Source organism: Streptomyces sp. GL_140, assembly GCF_057834465.1.
The window spans coordinates 5,218,141-5,234,200 of sequence record NZ_CM174404.1 but is presented as its reverse complement, the minus strand read 5'-3'; the positions used below and the strand labels follow the sequence as shown (position 1 = coordinate 5,234,200).

Below are 16,060 nucleotides of genomic sequence, written 5' to 3'. Positions count from 1 at the left end.
GCCCGGCCGGCCGGTGGTCCGGCGCTCAGCCCGCCGTGCGGACCTTCTGGAGCTGCTTGTCGGTCACGGCGTGCGGGACCTCGGGGGTCTTCCCGTTTCCCGCCACGTTGAGGGCCATCAGGCGTACGACGGTGTCCCCCTGGCGCACGACGACGAGGTGCACCTGGGCCGCGACGCCCGCCGCGGAGACGGTCATGGTCCAGCTGACGCTCTCGTCGCCACCCGCCTTGTAGTCGACCGGCTTCACCTCGCGGTAGCTGCCGGCCTTCTTCTCGACGGTGGCGTTGAAGCCCGTCGCGCAGGCGGGCACTGCGTCCTTGAGACGGGCGATCAGCGCCTTCGCGTCGGGCGCGGTGTAGGAGCTGACCGAGGCCGAGACGGCGAGGCCCAGCTCCGTTTGCGAGCCGATGCCCCGGTTGACGGTTTCGCGCGCGGCCGGGTCGGGCTTGTCGCCCATGATGTCGGCGAGCGGCTGGCACGCCTTGCGGTCGGCCTGGGGCTGACCGGCGGGGGCGTTGGGGTTCTTGCCGTTCGCGGAGATCTGGTAGCCGGTCAGGTCCCCCTGCTCCAGGGCGGAGCGCTCCAGCCTGCTCGCGGCCCGCTTGGGCGCGGCCGTGCCGGAGGCACCTGCGGAGCCGGCGGCCCCCGGGGATCCGGTGGAGCCCGCCGATGCGGCCTGGCCGGGTGTGCTCGCGGGGCCCTTCGGGTCTGCGGGCTTGCCGCTCCCGGAGGTGTGCGTACTACTGCATCCCACTGCCGCGAACAGCAGGGCTGGGAGCAGTGCGGCCGTGACGGTCCGAGCCTTCATGCGCATGATCGAATTACCTCATACCCCGTACGTCGGCGGGCAGTTGGCTGTGATCGTGGCACACGCCACGACGTGGCGCACACCTGCCCGAAGGGGTGTGCGCCACGTGTGCGTACGTGCGATTTCCGCAGGCGCGGGTCAGCCGCCGAGGTTGCCGAGGCTGCCGAGCGGCAGGCCGCCGAGGCTGCTGGTGAGCTGGCCGACCGGGTCGCTCGACTGACCGGCCGGCTGGCCCTCCTCGGCGCTCACGTGCTGCTGGCTGGTGAGGTTCTGGACGGTGCCCAGCGCGTCACCGAGACCGACGGCGGGGACGGCGGCCGAGGCGGAACCGGCGGCGACGGCGGCGAAGGCGGCACCGAGAGCGGCGACACCGAGGGTCTTGGCAGCTGACTGCTTCATGAAGGATCGTCCTTGCGACGGGGAAATGAGCGGCTCCGCAAACTAGTCACTTCAAACCCCGACCCGCAAACATCATTAAATACGAGAAGGCGCCCGGGAATTGCTCCTCCCGGGCGCCTTCAGTACGTAATGCCATGGCCTATGCCGAGACAGAACCCCTGGTGGAAGCCGTCTGACGGAACAGCCATTCCGACTTCAGCTCCGCATAACCGGGCTTGATCACGTCGTTGATCATGGCCAGTCGTTCATCGAAAGGAATGAACGCGGACTTCATCGCATTGACAGTGAACCACTGCATGTCCTCAAGCGAATAGCCGAAGGTGTCGACCAGGTGCTCGAATTCGCGGCTCATGCTGGTGCCGCTCATCAGCCGGTTGTCGGTGTTGACGGTCAGCCTGAAGTGCAGCTTGCGCAGCAGTCCGATCGGGTGCTCGGCGTAGGAGAGCGCCGCGCCCGTCTGCAGGTTCGAGGTCGGGCACATCTCCAGGGGGATGCGCTTGTCCCGGACGTACGAGGCCAGGCGGCCCAGCTTCACGGAGCCGTCGGCGGCGACCTCGATGTCATCGATGATCTTCACGCCGTGCCCGAGCCGGTCGGCGCCGCACCACTGCAGGGCCTGCCAGATCGACGGCAGGCCGAAGGCTTCGCCCGCGTGGATGGTGAAGTGGTTGTTCTCGCGCTTGAGGTACTCGAAGGCGTCGAGGTGGCGGGTGGGAGGGAACCCGGCCTCGGCGCCGGCGATGTCGAAGCCGACCACGCCGTTGTCGCGGTAGCGGTTGGCCAGCTCCGCGATCTCCAGCGCGCGGGCCGCGTGGCGCATCGCGGTGAGCAGGGCGCCGACGCGGATGCGGCGGCCGTCGGCCTTCGCGAGGCGCTCGCCCTCGCGGAACCCGTCGTTCACGGCCTCGACGACCTCTTCGAGGGTCAGGCCGCTTTCCAGGTGCTGTTCGGGCGCGTAGCGGATCTCGGCGTACACGACGCCGTCCTCGGCCAGGTCCTGGGCGCACTCGGAGGCGACCCGGAAGAGGGCCTCCTTCGTCTGCATGACCGCGCAGGTGTGCGCAAACGTCTCCAGATAACGCGGCAGGGAACCGGAGTCGGCGGCTTCGCGGAACCAGATGCCGAGCTTGTCGGCGTCGGTTTCGGGAAGGTTCTCGTAGCCGACCTCGCGGGCCAGCTCGATGATGGTCCCGGGGCGCAGGCCACCGTCGAGGTGGTCGTGCAGGAGCACCTTCGGGGAGCGGCGGATCTGATCCGGGGTGGGCAGGTTGGGGGTCTCGCTCGTCATCTGGGCACTCTAGCTCCTACGCGCGTAGAGTGCCGCGTTGATCCCGGGACCCGATATGTAACAGTGACCGCGCGGACGGGTGGAGTACACCTCGGCGTCTGAGACTGTTTCGCCATGGCACAGCATGCGCCGTCGGCGCGCGGGGCCCGTCTGGGGCGGGCGGCCGGCGCGACCGGCTCGATTTCCACAGTCAGCGGTGTGGTGCTCCTGCTTCCCGGAGCATCCAGATTCTCCCCCGGTCCGGTACGGCCGCTCGCTCGGGCACTGGCCCGCGCGGGCGCGGCGGACGGACTGGTCACACACCAGGTCATCCACGGCGGGGACACCCGGGAGGCGGAGGCCGAATGGGCGGCCGACGAGGTGGTCCGCAGGTACGGGGACGTGCCCGTGTGCCTGGCCGGATATGACGCGGGCGGCCGGGCGGCCCTCGCCGCGGCCGGCCACGAAGCCGTCAACTCCGTTCTGGCGCTGGCCCCTTCGCTGCCGAAACGGTCCGCCTCGGACTCCCCCGAACCGGTGAAACAGCTGTCGGGCCGCCGGGTGCTGATCGTCCACGGCACCAACGACGCGCGCAGCGACCCGGAGCTGTCGTACCGGCTGGCGACCCGGGCGAAGAAGGCCAACCGCACGACGTGCCGCTTCGAGGTGCACTCCGACGGCCACGGACTGCGCGAGCACCAGGCCGAAGTCGTGGCCCTGTCCGTGGACTTCGTCCTGGGTTCGGTGTTCAGCGGCCCCTACTCGCGCCCGGTCACCGACGCGCTGGCGGCTCCACCGCCGCTGGGCCTGCGCATGCCGCTCGCCTCCGGCTACGGACGCTCCCTGCGCCGCTGACACCCCGGCCCCGACGGCCGGGCGACCGGCCGGGCCGGGGGCTCCACAGGAGCCGGGGCGGCATCAGGGGGTTCTGGATTGGTGCGGGTGGTCGCGCTGGGCCGTCCGTACCGGCCGCACCGTCCCCTCCCGGTCGGACGACACGGGCGGGCCCGGCGCAACCACCCGAGGCACGCGACCGTGCGAGGGTGCGTTGCCCATGACGGCGAGGCACGGACTCGCGGAGCCCGCACCCTCCCCCGAGAACGCCGTGGTACCACTGTGCCGGTTCGGCATATGCTCGCGAAGATCGAAGGGCATCGTCTTGATGCCTTGCGGGAACACGAGGGGTTTACGAATCGGCGCAGGCCGGGACGAATATGGACATGCCAGCGGATGAAGCGGACCGGCTGAGCGGCGCGGCCCGACGCTTGTACGGATACGCGGCCGAGCGGCACGCCTTCACCGAGGACGAGGCCGCCGAGCTGCTGGGCGACCCGGCCGCCGTCTCCACCGCCATCGCCGAGCTCACGGCGGCGCACCTGCTCCAGCCCCGCCCGGACGGCGCCGAGGACTGCCTCGGGATCGGCCCGACGCGTTGGAGCGCCGTGTCCCCGCGGGCCGCCACCGCCCGGACGCTGGCCCCGCTGGCCCTGCGGATGCGCGAGACCCACGACGAGATGGACCGGCTGCGGACCCTGCTGGAGACGCTGATCCCGCAGTACGAGGCGGGCACCTCGCAGCGGGACCGCGACGGGGTGGACCACCTGGAGATGATCACCGATCAGGACGCGCTGCGGGACCTGCTCCAGGGGTTCGCCGCGTCGGCCGAGTGCGAGATGCTGACCTGCCATCCGGGTGGCGGCCGTCCGGCCGAGATCCTGGCGGAGGCGGTGCTGCGGGACGAGGCCCTGCTGACCCGCGGCGTGCGGCTGCGCACGATCTACCAGCACACCGCCCGCTACTCCCCCCCGACGGCCGCGTACGTCGAGCGGGTGACCGCCCTCGGCTCGCAGGTCCGCACCGTCGGCGACGGCCTGATGCGGATGATCCTCGTCGACCGGCACACCGGCCTGATGGAGGTTCAGGGCGACACCAAGGCGGCGCTGCTGGTGCGCGAGCCCAATGTCGTCCACTTCATGGTGCAGACCTTCGAACGCTCCTGGGCGGCGGCGGAGCCCTTCACCACCACCATCGGCCCGGAGCAGGCCCGCTCCATCTCCGAGGAGCTCCGCCAGACCATCGTGCGGCTGCTGGCGGAGGGGATGGAAGACAAGATCATCGCCCGGAGGCTCGGCATGTCCGAGCGGACCTGCCAGCGCCACATCGCCGAGATCATGCGCGCGGTGGGCGCCAAGTCCCGCTTCCAGGCGGGGTACTTGCTGGCCGCCGCCATCACCCCGACCCCACTCGTGCCCCCGGTCACGCCCCCGGCCGGGGCTCCGGAAGTTCCGGGAGCTCCGGGATGAGACGTCCGCGCCGCGACAGCAGGAACCTCTTGAACTGAGCCACCGGCGGCGTGTCCGGATGCCCGTCCAGCCAGGCCACGCCGATCTCGCGGACCGCGCGCGGAGCGGTGACCGTCAGCTCGACCACCCCCGGCCGGGCCACGGCCGGCGGCGGCAGCAGCGCGACGCCGAGCCCGGCCGCGACGAGCCCGCGCAGGGTCTCGGCCTCCTCCCCCTCGAAGGCCACCCGGGGCGTGAACCCGGCCTCCGAGCAGAGGTCGTCGGTGATCCGGCGCAGGCCGTAGCCGGACTCCAGGGTGACGAAGGTTTCCTCCGCGGCCTCGGCCAGCCGGATCCGCTTGCGGGCGGCGAGGCGGTGGTCGTCGGGGACCACCAGGCGCAGCCGCTGCTCGTCGAGGCGGCGGGCCACCAGGTCGGGGGCGTCGGGCAGCGGGGAGGTCAGGCAGAGGTCGAGCTCGCCGGCCCGGAGCTTCTCCAGCATGGCCTCGCCGTAGTTCTGGACCAGCGAGAACCGTACGCCCGGATGGTCGGCCCGGAAGGCGCGGATGAGCCCCGGTACGGTTTCGGGGCCCAGGGTGTGCAGGAACCCGAAGGCGACCTTGCCGAAGGACGGGTCCGCGTCCTGCTGGACGGAGCCCGCGGCGCGGGCGATCTCCGCGAGCGAGCGCTCGGCGGAGGCGAGGAAGGTGCGGCCGGCGGTGGTGAGGGCGACGGTGCGGCCCTTGCGGGCGAACAGTGCGACGCCCAGGTCCTGTTCGAGGCGGACCATGGCCCGCGACAGGGTGGACTGGGGAACCCCCAGCTCGTGCGCGGCTCGGGTGACGTGCTCGTGCCGGGCGACGGCGGCGAAGTAGGCGAGGCGCGGGGCCAGCGCGTGTGTCACGGCCATGTCTTCTTCGTAACGACTCATCGATAGACACCCATCTGACCTGTACTGATGCACCAGTGGATCGATTATCGCGAATCTGTGCATTGGACGCATGAAAAGACCGGCTCTACGGTCGTACACATGCCTCCCGCTCATACCGGGGCACCCACCACCGTGGGTGCCTCCACCCCGCCTTTCCCTGCCGCAGTCGAAACCCCCTCAGCCCAGACCCCTGCCCCCGAAGCGCGCGAGCCCGGCCGCCCCGGCTACCGCCGGATGAGCCTGGCGCTCTTCGCCGCGGGCCTGGCCACCTTCGCCCTCCTCTACTCCACCCAGGCCCTGCTCCCCGCGATCTCCGCCGGCTTCGGCGTGACGGCGGGTCAGGCCAGCTGGACGGTCTCGGCGGCCACCGGCGCCCTCGCGCTGTTCGTCCTGCCGCTGAGCGCGCTGTCCGAACGGTTCGGCCGGACCCGGATGATGACCTGCTCGATGGTGGTCGCCGTGGGCGTCGGCCTGCTCGTCCCCTTCGCGCCGAACCTGGAGTGGCTGATCGCGCTGCGCGCCGTCCAGGGTGCGGCGATCGCCGGCGTCCCGGCCTCGGCGATGGCGTACCTGGCGGAAGAGGTCAAGCCGAAGGCGCTGGTCGCCGCGATCGGCCTGTTCGTGGCGGGCAACTCCATCGGCGGCATGAGCGGCCGCCTCGTCACGGGCTGGGCGGCCCAGGCCTGGGGCTGGCGCGGCGGGCTGCTGACCGTCGGCCTGATGTCGCTGGCCTGCGCGGTGGCCTTCCTGGTCCTCCTCCCCCGGGCCCGGTTCTTCCGGCCGGCCTCGCTGAACCCGCGCGCGGTGGGACGTACCGTCTCCGGCCACCTGCGCGATCCGCTGCTGCTGCGCCTGTACGGGATCGGCGCGCTGTTCATGACCGTCTTCGGCGCCGTCTACACCGTCATCGGCTACCGCCTGATCGAGGAACCGTTCTCCCTCGGGCAGGGCGTCATCGGCTCGATCTTCCTGGTCTACCTGGTCGGCACGGTCTCCTCGGCGGCCGCCGGCCGACTGGTGGCCCGCACGGGCCGGCGCGGGGCGCTGTACCTGGCGGTGACCACGACCGCCCTCGGCCTGCTCCTCTCCCTGTCGGACTCCCTGCCCTCCATCCTGCTGGGCCTGGTCCTGATCACCGCGGGCTTCTTCGCGGGCCACGCGGTCGCCTCGGCGGCGGTGAGCCGTACGGCGAAGACGGGCCGCGCGCAGGCCTCGGCGCTCTACCAGTCGGCGTACTACCTCGGCTCCAGCGCGGGCGGCACCCTGGGCGCCCTCGCCTACCACTCGGCGGGGTGGGGGGCCACGGTCGCCCTGGCGCTGCTCGCGGTCGTCGGGGTCGTCTCGATCACCCTGTACGGGTCCCACGCGGCCCGCGCGGCGCACGCGGCGGCACTGCCCGCCCGATGAGGCAAGGGCTTGCGGCCGTACTGAGGTACGGCCGTACTGCCCGCTGACGGACCCGGATGGCATGATCGCCGGTCATGCCCCTAGTCAACTTTCACCTGGTCCTCGGTGACACGGTCAGCATGATCTGTCCGGCCCGCGTCGTGGAGGACCGCGCCGACGGCCTGCTGCTGTGGATCGCCCCGGGCACGCCGGTCTGGCGCGCCGAACTGCCGCCCGGCACCCACCTGCGCGACCTGCCGCCGGGCGGCTCGTACCCGCTGCGGGCGAGCCGGTGGCGGCGCGGGGGCGCGCTGATACTCCAGCCGGCCGGGGCCGGGCACGCGGTGTGGTGGACCTTCACCGAGGAGCAGGAGTTCCGGGGCTGGTACGTCAACCTCGAATCCCGCGCGCGGGCCGGTGCGGACATCCACGTGACCGACCATGAGCTGGACATCACGGTCGCCCCGGACCGGACGTGGCAGTGGAAGGACGAGGAGTCCTTCGCCGCGAAGACGGGCCACCCGGTGTACTGGACGGCGGCCGAGGCCGAGGAGATACGCGCGGAGGGCGTCCGCGTCACCGGACTCGTGGAGTCGGCCTCCTACCCCTTCGACGGCACGCGGTGCGATTTCCGCCCGCCCGCCTCGTGGACCCTCCCGGACCTCCCGGAGCTGCCGCTGGGGACGGTCACCGCCCCCTCGGGGGTGCTGGTGCTGGGCAAGGCGGGCTGGATCGACGACCGGCAGGACGGTGCCCCGCTCTGGTCGGAGCGCGCCTTCGCCGCGGCGGCCGCGGGCGGCGGCCACCTCCACGACGGCGAGGCCGCCGTGCCCGCGACGTGGGGGTACGAGTCGGTGGCCGTACCGGCCGCCGCCGACCGGCCGCTGCCGGTACGGGCCCGGACCGCACCCTCCCCCTTCGACGACGAACCGGTGGTCCGCACCCTGGAGGTCTCCCTCGGCCTCCCCTGGGACCACGCGGCCCACGGTCCCGGCCCGGTCCAGCTCGGCGACCTCCCCGTCGACCGCTGCGGCATGGTCCTGGGCGACGCCCGCGCCCTGGACGGCTTCGAGGGCCTGTCCGGGGAGTCCGTGGACGGGCTGGCCGACCTCACCTACTGGGGCGGACACGCGGAGGCCGCCCACGCGGTCTTCGGCGGCGAGCCGGTGTCCGGCGGCTCCGGACCGCACGGCTTCCTCGACCTCCCGCTCGCGGAGGCGACGGCCCTCGCCGGGCAGATGAAGGACTGGCTCCGCGAAGGTCCGGGCAACGGCCTGATGGTCTCGGTGGACCCCCACACCGACTACCACCGCTGCCGGCGCGCGGGCTGGGACCACCCGCTGCTGGCCGGGGTCGTCGAAGTGGGCGGCTGCCGGGTGCTCGGGCTGGACTGGGATCCCGGGGACCACTCCATGCGCCACCGCGGCGAGCGGGCGTCCGGGCAGGTGTACCCGGTGACGCTGGAGGAGCGCGCGGGCGAGGCCGTACTGTGCTGGACCATCCCGCCCCACGAAGAGGAGGCGGAGGCCTGACCTGGCACTTCCCCGGGCCGCCGCGTGCCGGGCTGCGGTTGTCAGAGGGCTCGGGTAGGTTCCGGAGCATCCGGAACTACCAGGGGGATCAAGGGACATGACGGAAACGACCGACCGCGGGAGCGGCACCGAGCTGGACGCGGCCCTGGACCGGTACCGCGTCGAGCTCACCGGCTACTGCTACCGGATGCTCGGCTCCTCCTTCGACGCCGAGGACGCCGTGCAGGACACGTACATCCGTGCCTGGCGCAGCTTCGACAAGTTCGAGGGCCGGTCCTCGCTGCGCTCCTGGCTGTACCGGATCGCCACCAACGTCTGCCTGGACCTGCTGAACGCGGGGAACAAGCGCGCCCGCCCCATGGACCTGACCGCCCCCCAGCACCAGGCCTCCGCGATCCTCAACGAGCGGCCCGAGGTGACCTGGCTGGAGCCGGTCCCGGACGGCCGGGTGCTCCCGCAGACCGCCGACCCGGCGGAGATGGCGCTGGCCAAGGAGTCCGTACGGCTCGCCTTCGTCGCGGCGCTCCAGCACCTGCCCGCCAAGCAGCGGGCGGTGCTGATCCTGCGCGAGGTGCTCGCCTGGAAGGCGGACGAGGTCGCCACCCTGCTGGACACCACCGTCGCTTCGGTCAACAGCGCCCTGCAGCGGGCCCGCGCCACGCTCTCGGCGACCCGGATCCGCGAGAGCGAGGCCGCGGACCCGCTCGACGCCGCGCAGGCCAAGCTCCTGGAGCAGTACCTCACCGCCTTCGAGGCGTACGACATCACCCGTCTGACCACCCTCCTCCACGAGGACGCGGTGCTGTCGATGCCGCCCTTCGACCTGTGGCTGCGGGGCCACGAGGACATCGCGGCCTGGCACCTGGGCCAGGGCATCGGCTGCAAGGGCTCGCGCCTCGTCCCGACCACGGCGAACGGCCTGCCCGCCTTCGGCCAGTACCGGCCGCGCGAGGACGGTCAGCCGGGCTGGACCCCGTGGGCGCTCCAGGTGCTGGAGATCTCAGACGGGAAGATCGTCGGGCTCAACGCCTTCCTGGACACCCCCCGCTGGTTCCCGCTCTTCGGGCTCCCCGAGCAGCTCGACGAGTCCGACGAGGTCCAGCAGGGCGCGTAGGGCCGGACCGGCCCCGGTGATCCGGAAGGGCCGGTCCCCGGCGGTGAGGCGCAGCCGGGCCAGCGCCTCGACGGTGCCCAGGCCCGGCGCGGTGACGGCGGCCGCGTCGCACACCACCGCGCCCGCGCCGCCCTCGTACAGCAGGGCGAGCCGGGCACACAGCCGGGCCGTGTCCCGGGCGGTCGTCGGGGGCGGTCCGGGCAGCACGAGTCGCTTGGTCTCCACGAGGGGATGACTCCCCCGCGGCCCGGAATTCATCGGCGGGTCGGACGGCCGGGCGGACAGCCGGGCACGAAAAACGGGACCGGCGCACCAGCGCCGGTCCCGTTCGTCTGTACGGGGATCCGCGGGTCAGGCGATGCGGTCCAGCACGATCGGGGTGGCGGTGAAGGCCGTGCCCGCCGCCGCGATGTCGAAGGTGCCGTCCAGCGCCGCGAGGGCGTAGTCGAACTTCTCCGGGGTGTCCGTGTGCAGGGTCATCAGGGGCTGGCCCGCCGTCACGGTGTCGCCCGGCTTCGCGTGCAGCTCGATGCCCGCGCCCGCCTGGACCGGGTCCTCCTTGCGCGCGCGGCCGGCGCCCAGGCGCCAGGCACCGACGCCCACCCCGTACGCGTCCAGGCGCGTCAGCACGCCCGAGGCGGTGGCGGTGACCACGTGCTGCTCGCGGGCCACCGGCAGGGCCGCGTCCGGGTCGCCGCCCTGGGCCGCGATCATCCGGCGCCACACGTCCATCGCGGAGCCGTCGGCCAGCGCCTTCGCCGGGTCGGCGTCCTTGATGCCCGCCGCGTCCAGCATCTCCCGCGCGAGGGCCAGGGTCAGCTCGACGACGTCCGAGGGACCGCCGCCCGCCAGGACCTCCACCGACTCGCGGATCTCCAGCGCGTTGCCGGCGGTCAGGCCGAGCGGGGTGGACATGTCGGTGAGCAGGGCGACCGTCTTGACGCCCGAGTCGGTGCCCAGGCCCACCATGGTGCGCGCCAGTTCGCGCGCGTCCTCGATGTTCTTCATGAACGCGCCGGTGCCGACCTTCACGTCCAGGACGAGCGAGCCGGTGCCCTCCGCGATCTTCTTCGACATGATGGAGGAGGCGATCAGCGGGATGGCCTCGACCGTGCCCGTGACGTCGCGCAGCGCGTAGAGCTTCTTGTCGGCCGGGGCCAGCCCGTCGCCCGCCGCGCAGATGACCGCGCCGGTGGTGTCCAGGACGTGCAGCATCTCCTCGTTGGAGAGCAGCGCGCGCCAGCCGGGGATGGATTCCAGCTTGTCCAGGGTGCCGCCGGTGTGGCCGAGGCCGCGGCCCGAGAGCTGCGGTACGGCCGCGCCGCAGGCGGCGACGAGCGGGGCCAGCGGCAGGGTGATCTTGTCGCCGACGCCGCCGGTGGAGTGCTTGTCCGCCGTGGGGCGGGAGAGCGAGTCGAAGTTCATCCGCTCGCCGCTCGCGATCATCGCGGCGGTCCAGCGGGCGATCTCGGTGCGGTTCATGCCGTTCAGCAGGATGGCCATGGCCAGCGCCGACATCTGCTCGTCCGCGACCACGCCGCGCGTGTACGCGTCGATGACCCAGTCGATCTGCTCGGGGCTCAGCTCGCCGCGGTCTCGCTTGGTGCGGATGACGGAGATGACGTCCATGGAAGTGCTTCCTTCTACGCGCATAGAGAGAGGGGTTACCCGTTACGGAAGGACGGACGGCCCCCCGCCCGGCAGGGCGGAGGGCCGTCGTCGTGACTATCTGAGGTGGTCCGGCCCGAAGGCCTGCGGCAGCATCGCGGAGAGCGGCAGGATGCCCTCCGGCGTCTCCACCTGGAGTTCCGGGCCGCCGAACTCGAACAGCAGCTGCCGACAGCGGCCGCACGGGACGAGGATCTCGCCCTTGCCGTCCACGCACGTGAAGTGCGTCAGCCGGCCGCCGCCCGTGGCCTGGAGGGAGGAGACCAGGCCGCACTCGGCGCACAGGCCGAGTCCGTAGCTCGCGTTCTCGACGTTGCAGCCGACGATCGTGCGACCGTCGTCGACCAGCGCGGCGACGCCGACCGGGAAGCCCGAGTACGGGGCGTACGCACGGGACATGGCGTCCCGTGCCGCCTCGCGCAGGCTCTCCCAGTCCACGGAGCCGAGCACCGCCTGGGGCGCCGTCACTTGCCCTGGCCCTTGCGGTACGGCATGCCGTCCGCCTTGGGCATCCGCAGGCGCTGCGCGGACAGCGCGAGCACGAGCAGCGTGGTCAGGTACGGGGCGGCGTCCACGAACTGGCTGGGCACCGCGTCGGTCAGCGCATACCAGAGGAAGAGCAGCACGGCGAAGACCGCCGAGACGCCGGCCTGGACGTACTTCTTCTTGTAGAGCTGCCAGGCGACGACCAGGACCAGCAGGATCGCGATGAGCAGCAGCATCGCGTGGACGTTCTCGGCGCCGCCGCGCAGCTTGAGGCTGTCGGTGAAGCCGAAGAGGCCCGCACCCAGCGCCATGCCGCCCGGCATCCAGTTGCCGAAGATCATCGCGGCGAGACCGATGTAACCGCGGCCGCCGGTCTGGCCCTCCTGGTAGATCGGGCTGGCCACGACCGACAGGAACACCCCGCCCAGGCCCGCCAGGCCGCCCGAGACGATCACGGCGATGTACTTGTACTTGTAGACGTTGACGCCGAGCGATTCGGCGGCGACGGGGTTCTCGCCGCAGGAGCGCAGCCGCAGGCCGAAGGTGGTGCGCCACAGCACCCACCAGGTGCCGGGGATCAGCAGCAGTGCGACGACGGTCAGCAGCGACAGGTTGGTGACCAGTCCGCCGATGACGCCGGCGAGGTCGGAGATGAAGAACCAGTGCTTGCCCTGGAGGGTGGCCATCCAGTCGGACAGCCCCGGCACGGTGATCTTGTAGATCTCCTCGACGCGCGGGGACTGCTTGGAGGAGCCGCCCGGAGCGTCGGCGAAGGTGAAGTTCGACAGGTACTGGGTGAAGCCCAGGGCCAGGATGTTGATGGCCACACCGGAGACGATGTGGTTCACGTTGAAGGTGACCGTGATGATCGCGTGCAGCAGGCCGCCGATGGCGCCGCCGATGATGCCGACGAGGACGCCGGTCCACGGGCCCCACTGGTAGCCGGCCCAGGCGCCGAACCAGGTGCCGAGGATCATCATGCCTTCGAGGCCGATGTTGACCACGCCCGCGCGCTCGGCCCACAGGCCGCCGAGGCCGGCGAGGCCGATCGGCACGGCGAGGGAGAGCGCGCCGGAGACCTGGCCGACCGAGGTCAGGTCGTTCGCGCCGCTGATCACGCGGACCAGGGAGACCAGCGCGAGGCCGCCCGCGACGATCAGCATGATCCACGGGAGGGTGAGCTTCTTGCGGCCGCCCTGCTTCTTGGGCGCGGCGCTGGTCGCTGAAACGGTGCTGGTGCTCACGCCGAGACCTCCTTCTCGGTCTTGATGGCGTGGCCTGCGGCCAGTTCCTCGCCGACCTTCTGCTGCTGGCGGCGGATGCCGTAACGGCGGACGAGCTCGTAGGAGACGACGACCGCGATCACGATCAGGCCCTTCATGATCGTGCCGATCTCCTTGGCGTACCCGGCCGTGTCGAGCGAGGCCGAGGCCTTGTCGATGAAGGCCATCAGGAACGCGGCGAAGAAGATGCCGATCGGGCTGTTGCGGCCGAGGAGCGCGATGGTGATGCCGGTGAAGCCGATGCCGACCGGGAAGGACAGGCTGTACGTGTGGCTCTCGCCGAGCAGGACCGGCATGCCGGCGAGGCCGGCGACGGCGCCCGAGATGAGCATCGAGGTGATGATCATCTTCTTGGCGTCCACGCCGGAGGCCTGCGCCGCGGACTCGCTGGCGCCGGTGGCGCGCAGGTCGAAGCCGAAGCGGGTGCGGTTGAGCGCGAACCAGTAGACGATGCCCAGCGCGAAGGCGATGAAGGTGAAGCCGTAGATCTCCAGGCCGTCACCGAAGGCGAAGGCCGGGAACCAGCCGGACTTGGCGATCTCGCCGGTGGTCAGGTCGTTCGAGCCCGCGGGCTGGACGCCGAGGTTCTTCGGCAGGATCAGCCAGGCGATCAGGCTGGTCGCGATGGCGTTCAGCATGATCGTGGAGACGACCTCGCTGACACCGCGCTTGGCCTTCAGGATGCCGGCGATGCCGGCCCAGGAGGCACCGACCAGCATGGCGACGACCACGATCAGCAGGATGTGCAGCGGACCGGGCAGCGTGACCGCCGCGCCGACCACCGCGGACAGCATCGCCGCGAGGCGGTACTGGCCGTCGACGCCGATGTTGAAGAGGTTCATCCGGAAGCCGATGGCCACCGCCAGGGCTGCCAGGTAGTACGTACCGGCCTGGTTGATGATGAGGACCTGGACGTCCTCGTAGCCGGCGTTCTCCACCATGAGGCGAAGCGGGTCGATCGGGTCGACGCCTGTCGCCGCCAGCACGATCATGGTCAGCGCGAAGGCGGTGACCAGGGCGAGCGCGGGTCCGGCGAAGCCGAGGAGCAGCCGGTCCTTGTCGAATTTCTTCATCGGGCCTCGTCCTCCGGAGAGTCGGTACGGGCGTCCGTGCCGGCGTCGGAGTGGTTGTCGGTGGCTTCCAGGTGCCCGGAGGCGGCGCCCGTCATGGCGGTGCCGAGCTCCTCGGGGGTCACGGTCGCGGGGTCGGCGTCCGCGACCAGGCGGCCGCGGTAGATGACGCGCAGGGTGTCGGACAGGCCGATCAGCTCGTCGAGGTCGGCGGAGATCAGCAGGACCGCCAGGCCTTCGCGGCGGGCCTCGCGGATCGCGTCCCAGATCTGCGCCTGCGCGCCCACGTCCACACCACGGGTGGGGTGGGCGGCGATGAGGAACTTCGGGTTGTGGCTCATCTCGCGGCCGACGATCAGCTTCTGCTGGTTGCCGCCGGAGAGCGAGGAGGCGGTGACCTCGATGCCGGGCGTGCGGACGTCGTACTCGCGCACGATCCGCTCGGTGTCCTTGCGGGCGGCCTTCGGATCGAGGATGCCGCGCTTGGAGTTGGGGGCCTCGGTGACGTGGCCGAGGATGCGGTTCTCCCAGAGGGGGGACTCCAGCAGCAGACCGTGCCGGTGGCGGTCCTCGGGGATGTAGCCGATGCCGCCCTCGCGGCGCTTGCGCGTCGCGACGGTGGAAATGTCGGTGCCGTCCAGCGTGATGGTGCCGCCGTCCGGGATGCTCATGCCCATCAGGGCCTCGATGAGCTCCGTCTGGCCGTTGCCCTCGACGCCCGCGATGCCGAGCACCTCACCCTTGTGGATGGTGAGGTTGATGTTGGCCAGCACCTCGCGGACCACGCCGTCCGGGTCGGTCGCGGCCAGCCGCAGGTCCTGGACCTTGAGCATCGGCGTGGTGGTGACCGTGGACTCGCGGGTCTCGGGCGAGGGGAGTTCGGAGCCGACCATCAGCTCGGCGAGCTGCTTGGTCGTGGTGGTGCGCGGGTCGGCGGTGCCGACCGTGGTGCCGCGCCGGATGACGGTGATGTCATCGGCGACCTTCAGGACCTCGCCCAGCTTGTGCGAGATGAAGATGACCGTCAGGCCTTCGGCCTTGAGCTCGCGCAGGTTGTCGAAGAGCGCGTCGACCTCCTGCGGCACGAGCACGGCGGTCGGCTCGTCGAGGATGAGGATCTTGGCGCCTCGGTAGAGGACCTTGAGGATCTCCACGCGCTGCCGGTCGGCGACGCCCAGGTCCTCGACCAGGGCGTCGGGGCGCACGCCGAGGCCGTACGCGTCCGAGATCTCCTTGATCTTCTTGCGCGCCTTCGCGCCGATGCCGTAGAGCTGCTCGCCGCCGAGAACCACGTTCTCCAGGACGGTGAAGTTGTCGGCCAGCATGAAGTGCTGGTGCACCATGCCGATGCCGCGGGCGATGGCGTCGCCGGGGCTGTGGAAGGAGACCTGCTCCCCGTCGATCGCGATGGTGCCCTCGTCCGGCTTCTGCATGCCGTAGAGGATCTTCATCAGGGTCGACTTGCCGGCGCCGTTCTCACCGACGAGGGCGTGGACCGTGCCCTTGCGGACGGTGATCGCGATGTCCTTGTTGGCGACGACGCCGGGGAAGCGCTTGGTGATGCCGTGCAGTTCTACGGCGGGGGGCGGGCTGGACGCGTTGATGACGCACTCTCCTTGGCGCGGAAGGAGCTGAAGGCAGGGAGGGGGACAGGGCGGGGAGAGAAAGTATCGCGTCCACGATGCTTCTACGCGCGTAGCACTGTCGAAAGTGAAAACTTGCGGCCAACCGGCCACAAGATCACACGAAACCACGTGACAAGGATCGGGGCCCGGGAGCGATAGAGACCGCTTCCCGGACCCCGGAGACCACGTTTACCGCATGTCAGACGGTG

15 protein-coding genes are annotated in these 16,060 nt (G+C 71.3%); 5 read left to right on the top strand and 10 right to left on the bottom strand.

The window, feature by feature from the left end:
• Positions 1 to 25 precede the first annotated feature (25 nt).
• The 3 genes from AC3IYJ_RS24400 to AC3IYJ_RS24390 form a co-directional block, all read right to left on the bottom strand.
• Complete coding sequence (locus AC3IYJ_RS24400) at positions 26 to 814, bottom strand: hypothetical protein (RefSeq protein ID WP_489396879.1); 789 nt, start codon at positions 812 to 814, stop codon at positions 26 to 28.
• Between the two features lie 132 nt (positions 815 to 946).
• Entirely contained in the window at positions 947 to 1,207 is a 261-nt protein-coding gene (locus tag AC3IYJ_RS24395) for a hypothetical protein (protein WP_489396878.1), read from the bottom strand.
• A gap of 139 nt (positions 1,208 to 1,346) precedes the next feature.
• Entirely contained in the window at positions 1,347 to 2,495 is a 1,149-nt protein-coding gene (locus AC3IYJ_RS24390) for an adenosine deaminase (protein WP_489396877.1), read from the bottom strand.
• A 114-nt stretch (positions 2,496 to 2,609) separates the two neighbouring features.
• Here AC3IYJ_RS24390 and AC3IYJ_RS24385 point away from each other — a divergent pair, with 114 nt between their 5' ends.
• Positions 2,610 to 3,329 (top strand): alpha/beta hydrolase, encoded by a 720-nt coding sequence (locus AC3IYJ_RS24385; protein ID WP_489396876.1) that lies wholly within the window; start codon positions 2,610 to 2,612, stop codon positions 3,327 to 3,329.
• Between the two features lie 365 nt (positions 3,330 to 3,694).
• Positions 3,695 to 4,777 (top strand): helix-turn-helix transcriptional regulator, encoded by a 1,083-nt coding sequence (locus AC3IYJ_RS24380; protein ID WP_489396875.1) that lies wholly within the window; start codon positions 3,695 to 3,697, stop codon positions 4,775 to 4,777.
• Here AC3IYJ_RS24380 and AC3IYJ_RS24375 read toward each other — a convergent pair.
• Entirely contained in the window at positions 4,731 to 5,687 is a 957-nt protein-coding gene (locus AC3IYJ_RS24375; RefSeq protein WP_489396874.1) for a LysR family transcriptional regulator, read from the bottom strand. The two genes, AC3IYJ_RS24380 and AC3IYJ_RS24375, sit on opposite strands and share 47 nt — an antisense overlap.
• Positions 5,688 to 5,786: 99 nt before the next feature.
• Here AC3IYJ_RS24375 and AC3IYJ_RS24370 point away from each other — a divergent pair, with 99 nt between their 5' ends.
• From AC3IYJ_RS24370 to AC3IYJ_RS24360, 3 genes are all read left to right on the top strand, one after another.
• A complete protein-coding gene (locus tag AC3IYJ_RS24370; protein WP_489396873.1) occupies positions 5,787 to 7,094 on the top strand; it encodes an MFS transporter in 1,308 nt (435 codons plus the stop codon).
• 74 nt (positions 7,095 to 7,168) lie between these two features.
• The gene (locus AC3IYJ_RS24365) at positions 7,169 to 8,605 is read left to right on the top strand and encodes a ribonuclease FAU-1 family protein (RefSeq protein ID WP_489396872.1); all 1,437 of its coding nucleotides are present in this window, start codon (positions 7,169 to 7,171) and stop codon (positions 8,603 to 8,605) included.
• A 97-nt stretch (positions 8,606 to 8,702) separates the two neighbouring features.
• The gene (locus AC3IYJ_RS24360) at positions 8,703 to 9,719 is read left to right on the top strand and encodes a sigma-70 family RNA polymerase sigma factor (protein WP_489396871.1); all 1,017 of its coding nucleotides are present in this window, start codon (positions 8,703 to 8,705) and stop codon (positions 9,717 to 9,719) included.
• Here the strand turns inward: AC3IYJ_RS24360 and AC3IYJ_RS24355 are convergent.
• From AC3IYJ_RS24355 to AC3IYJ_RS24330, 6 genes are all read right to left on the bottom strand, one after another.
• A complete protein-coding gene (locus tag AC3IYJ_RS24355) occupies positions 9,606 to 9,944 on the bottom strand; it encodes an STAS domain-containing protein (RefSeq protein WP_489396870.1) in 339 nt (112 codons plus the stop codon). The two genes, AC3IYJ_RS24360 and AC3IYJ_RS24355, sit on opposite strands and share 114 nt — an antisense overlap.
• Positions 9,945 to 10,070: 126 nt before the next feature.
• Complete coding sequence (locus tag AC3IYJ_RS24350; protein WP_489396869.1) at positions 10,071 to 11,348, bottom strand: thymidine phosphorylase; 1,278 nt, start codon at positions 11,346 to 11,348, stop codon at positions 10,071 to 10,073.
• A gap of 96 nt (positions 11,349 to 11,444) precedes the next feature.
• Positions 11,445 to 11,855, bottom strand: coding sequence for a cytidine deaminase (locus tag AC3IYJ_RS24345; RefSeq protein WP_489396868.1), 411 nt, complete (start codon positions 11,853 to 11,855; stop codon positions 11,445 to 11,447).
• A complete protein-coding gene (locus AC3IYJ_RS24340) occupies positions 11,852 to 13,117 on the bottom strand; it encodes an ABC transporter permease (protein WP_489396867.1) in 1,266 nt (421 codons plus the stop codon). The genes AC3IYJ_RS24345 and AC3IYJ_RS24340 overlap by 4 nt, the downstream gene beginning before the upstream one ends.
• Positions 13,114 to 14,229: an ABC transporter permease gene (locus AC3IYJ_RS24335; RefSeq protein ID WP_489396866.1), complete on the bottom strand. Its 1,116-nt coding sequence runs from the start codon at positions 14,227 to 14,229 to the stop codon at positions 13,114 to 13,116. The genes AC3IYJ_RS24340 and AC3IYJ_RS24335 overlap by 4 nt, the downstream gene beginning before the upstream one ends.
• Positions 14,226 to 15,830: an ABC transporter ATP-binding protein gene (locus tag AC3IYJ_RS24330; protein ID WP_489402907.1), complete on the bottom strand. Its 1,605-nt coding sequence runs from the start codon at positions 15,828 to 15,830 to the stop codon at positions 14,226 to 14,228. Before AC3IYJ_RS24330 ends, AC3IYJ_RS24335 begins: the two co-directional genes overlap by 4 nt.
• Positions 15,831 to 16,060 lie beyond the last annotated feature (230 nt).

What these genes read in the sequence shown, in the direction of transcription:
- AC3IYJ_RS24385 (WP_489396876.1), top strand. Translation starts at nt 2,610, where the DNA reads ATGGCACAGCATGCGCCGTCGGCGCGCGGGGCCCGTCTGGGGCGGGCG.
- AC3IYJ_RS24400 (WP_489396879.1), bottom strand. Translation starts at nt 814, where the DNA reads ATGCGCATGAAGGCTCGGACCGTCACGGCCGCACTGCTCCCAGCCCTG.
- AC3IYJ_RS24365 (WP_489396872.1), top strand. Translation starts at nt 7,169, where the DNA reads ATGCCCCTAGTCAACTTTCACCTGGTCCTCGGTGACACGGTCAGCATG.
- AC3IYJ_RS24395 (WP_489396878.1), bottom strand. Translation starts at nt 1,207, where the DNA reads ATGAAGCAGTCAGCTGCCAAGACCCTCGGTGTCGCCGCTCTCGGTGCC.
- AC3IYJ_RS24375 (WP_489396874.1), bottom strand. Translation starts at nt 5,687, where the DNA reads ATGAGTCGTTACGAAGAAGACATGGCCGTGACACACGCGCTGGCCCCG.
- AC3IYJ_RS24380 (WP_489396875.1), top strand. Translation starts at nt 3,695, where the DNA reads ATGCCAGCGGATGAAGCGGACCGGCTGAGCGGCGCGGCCCGACGCTTG.
- AC3IYJ_RS24335 (WP_489396866.1), bottom strand. Translation starts at nt 14,229, where the DNA reads ATGAAGAAATTCGACAAGGACCGGCTGCTCCTCGGCTTCGCCGGACCC.
- AC3IYJ_RS24390 (WP_489396877.1), bottom strand. Translation starts at nt 2,495, where the DNA reads ATGACGAGCGAGACCCCCAACCTGCCCACCCCGGATCAGATCCGCCGC.
- AC3IYJ_RS24350 (WP_489396869.1), bottom strand. Translation starts at nt 11,348, where the DNA reads ATGGACGTCATCTCCGTCATCCGCACCAAGCGAGACCGCGGCGAGCTG.
- AC3IYJ_RS24360 (WP_489396871.1), top strand. Translation starts at nt 8,703, where the DNA reads ATGACGGAAACGACCGACCGCGGGAGCGGCACCGAGCTGGACGCGGCC.
- AC3IYJ_RS24370 (WP_489396873.1), top strand. Translation starts at nt 5,787, where the DNA reads ATGCCTCCCGCTCATACCGGGGCACCCACCACCGTGGGTGCCTCCACC.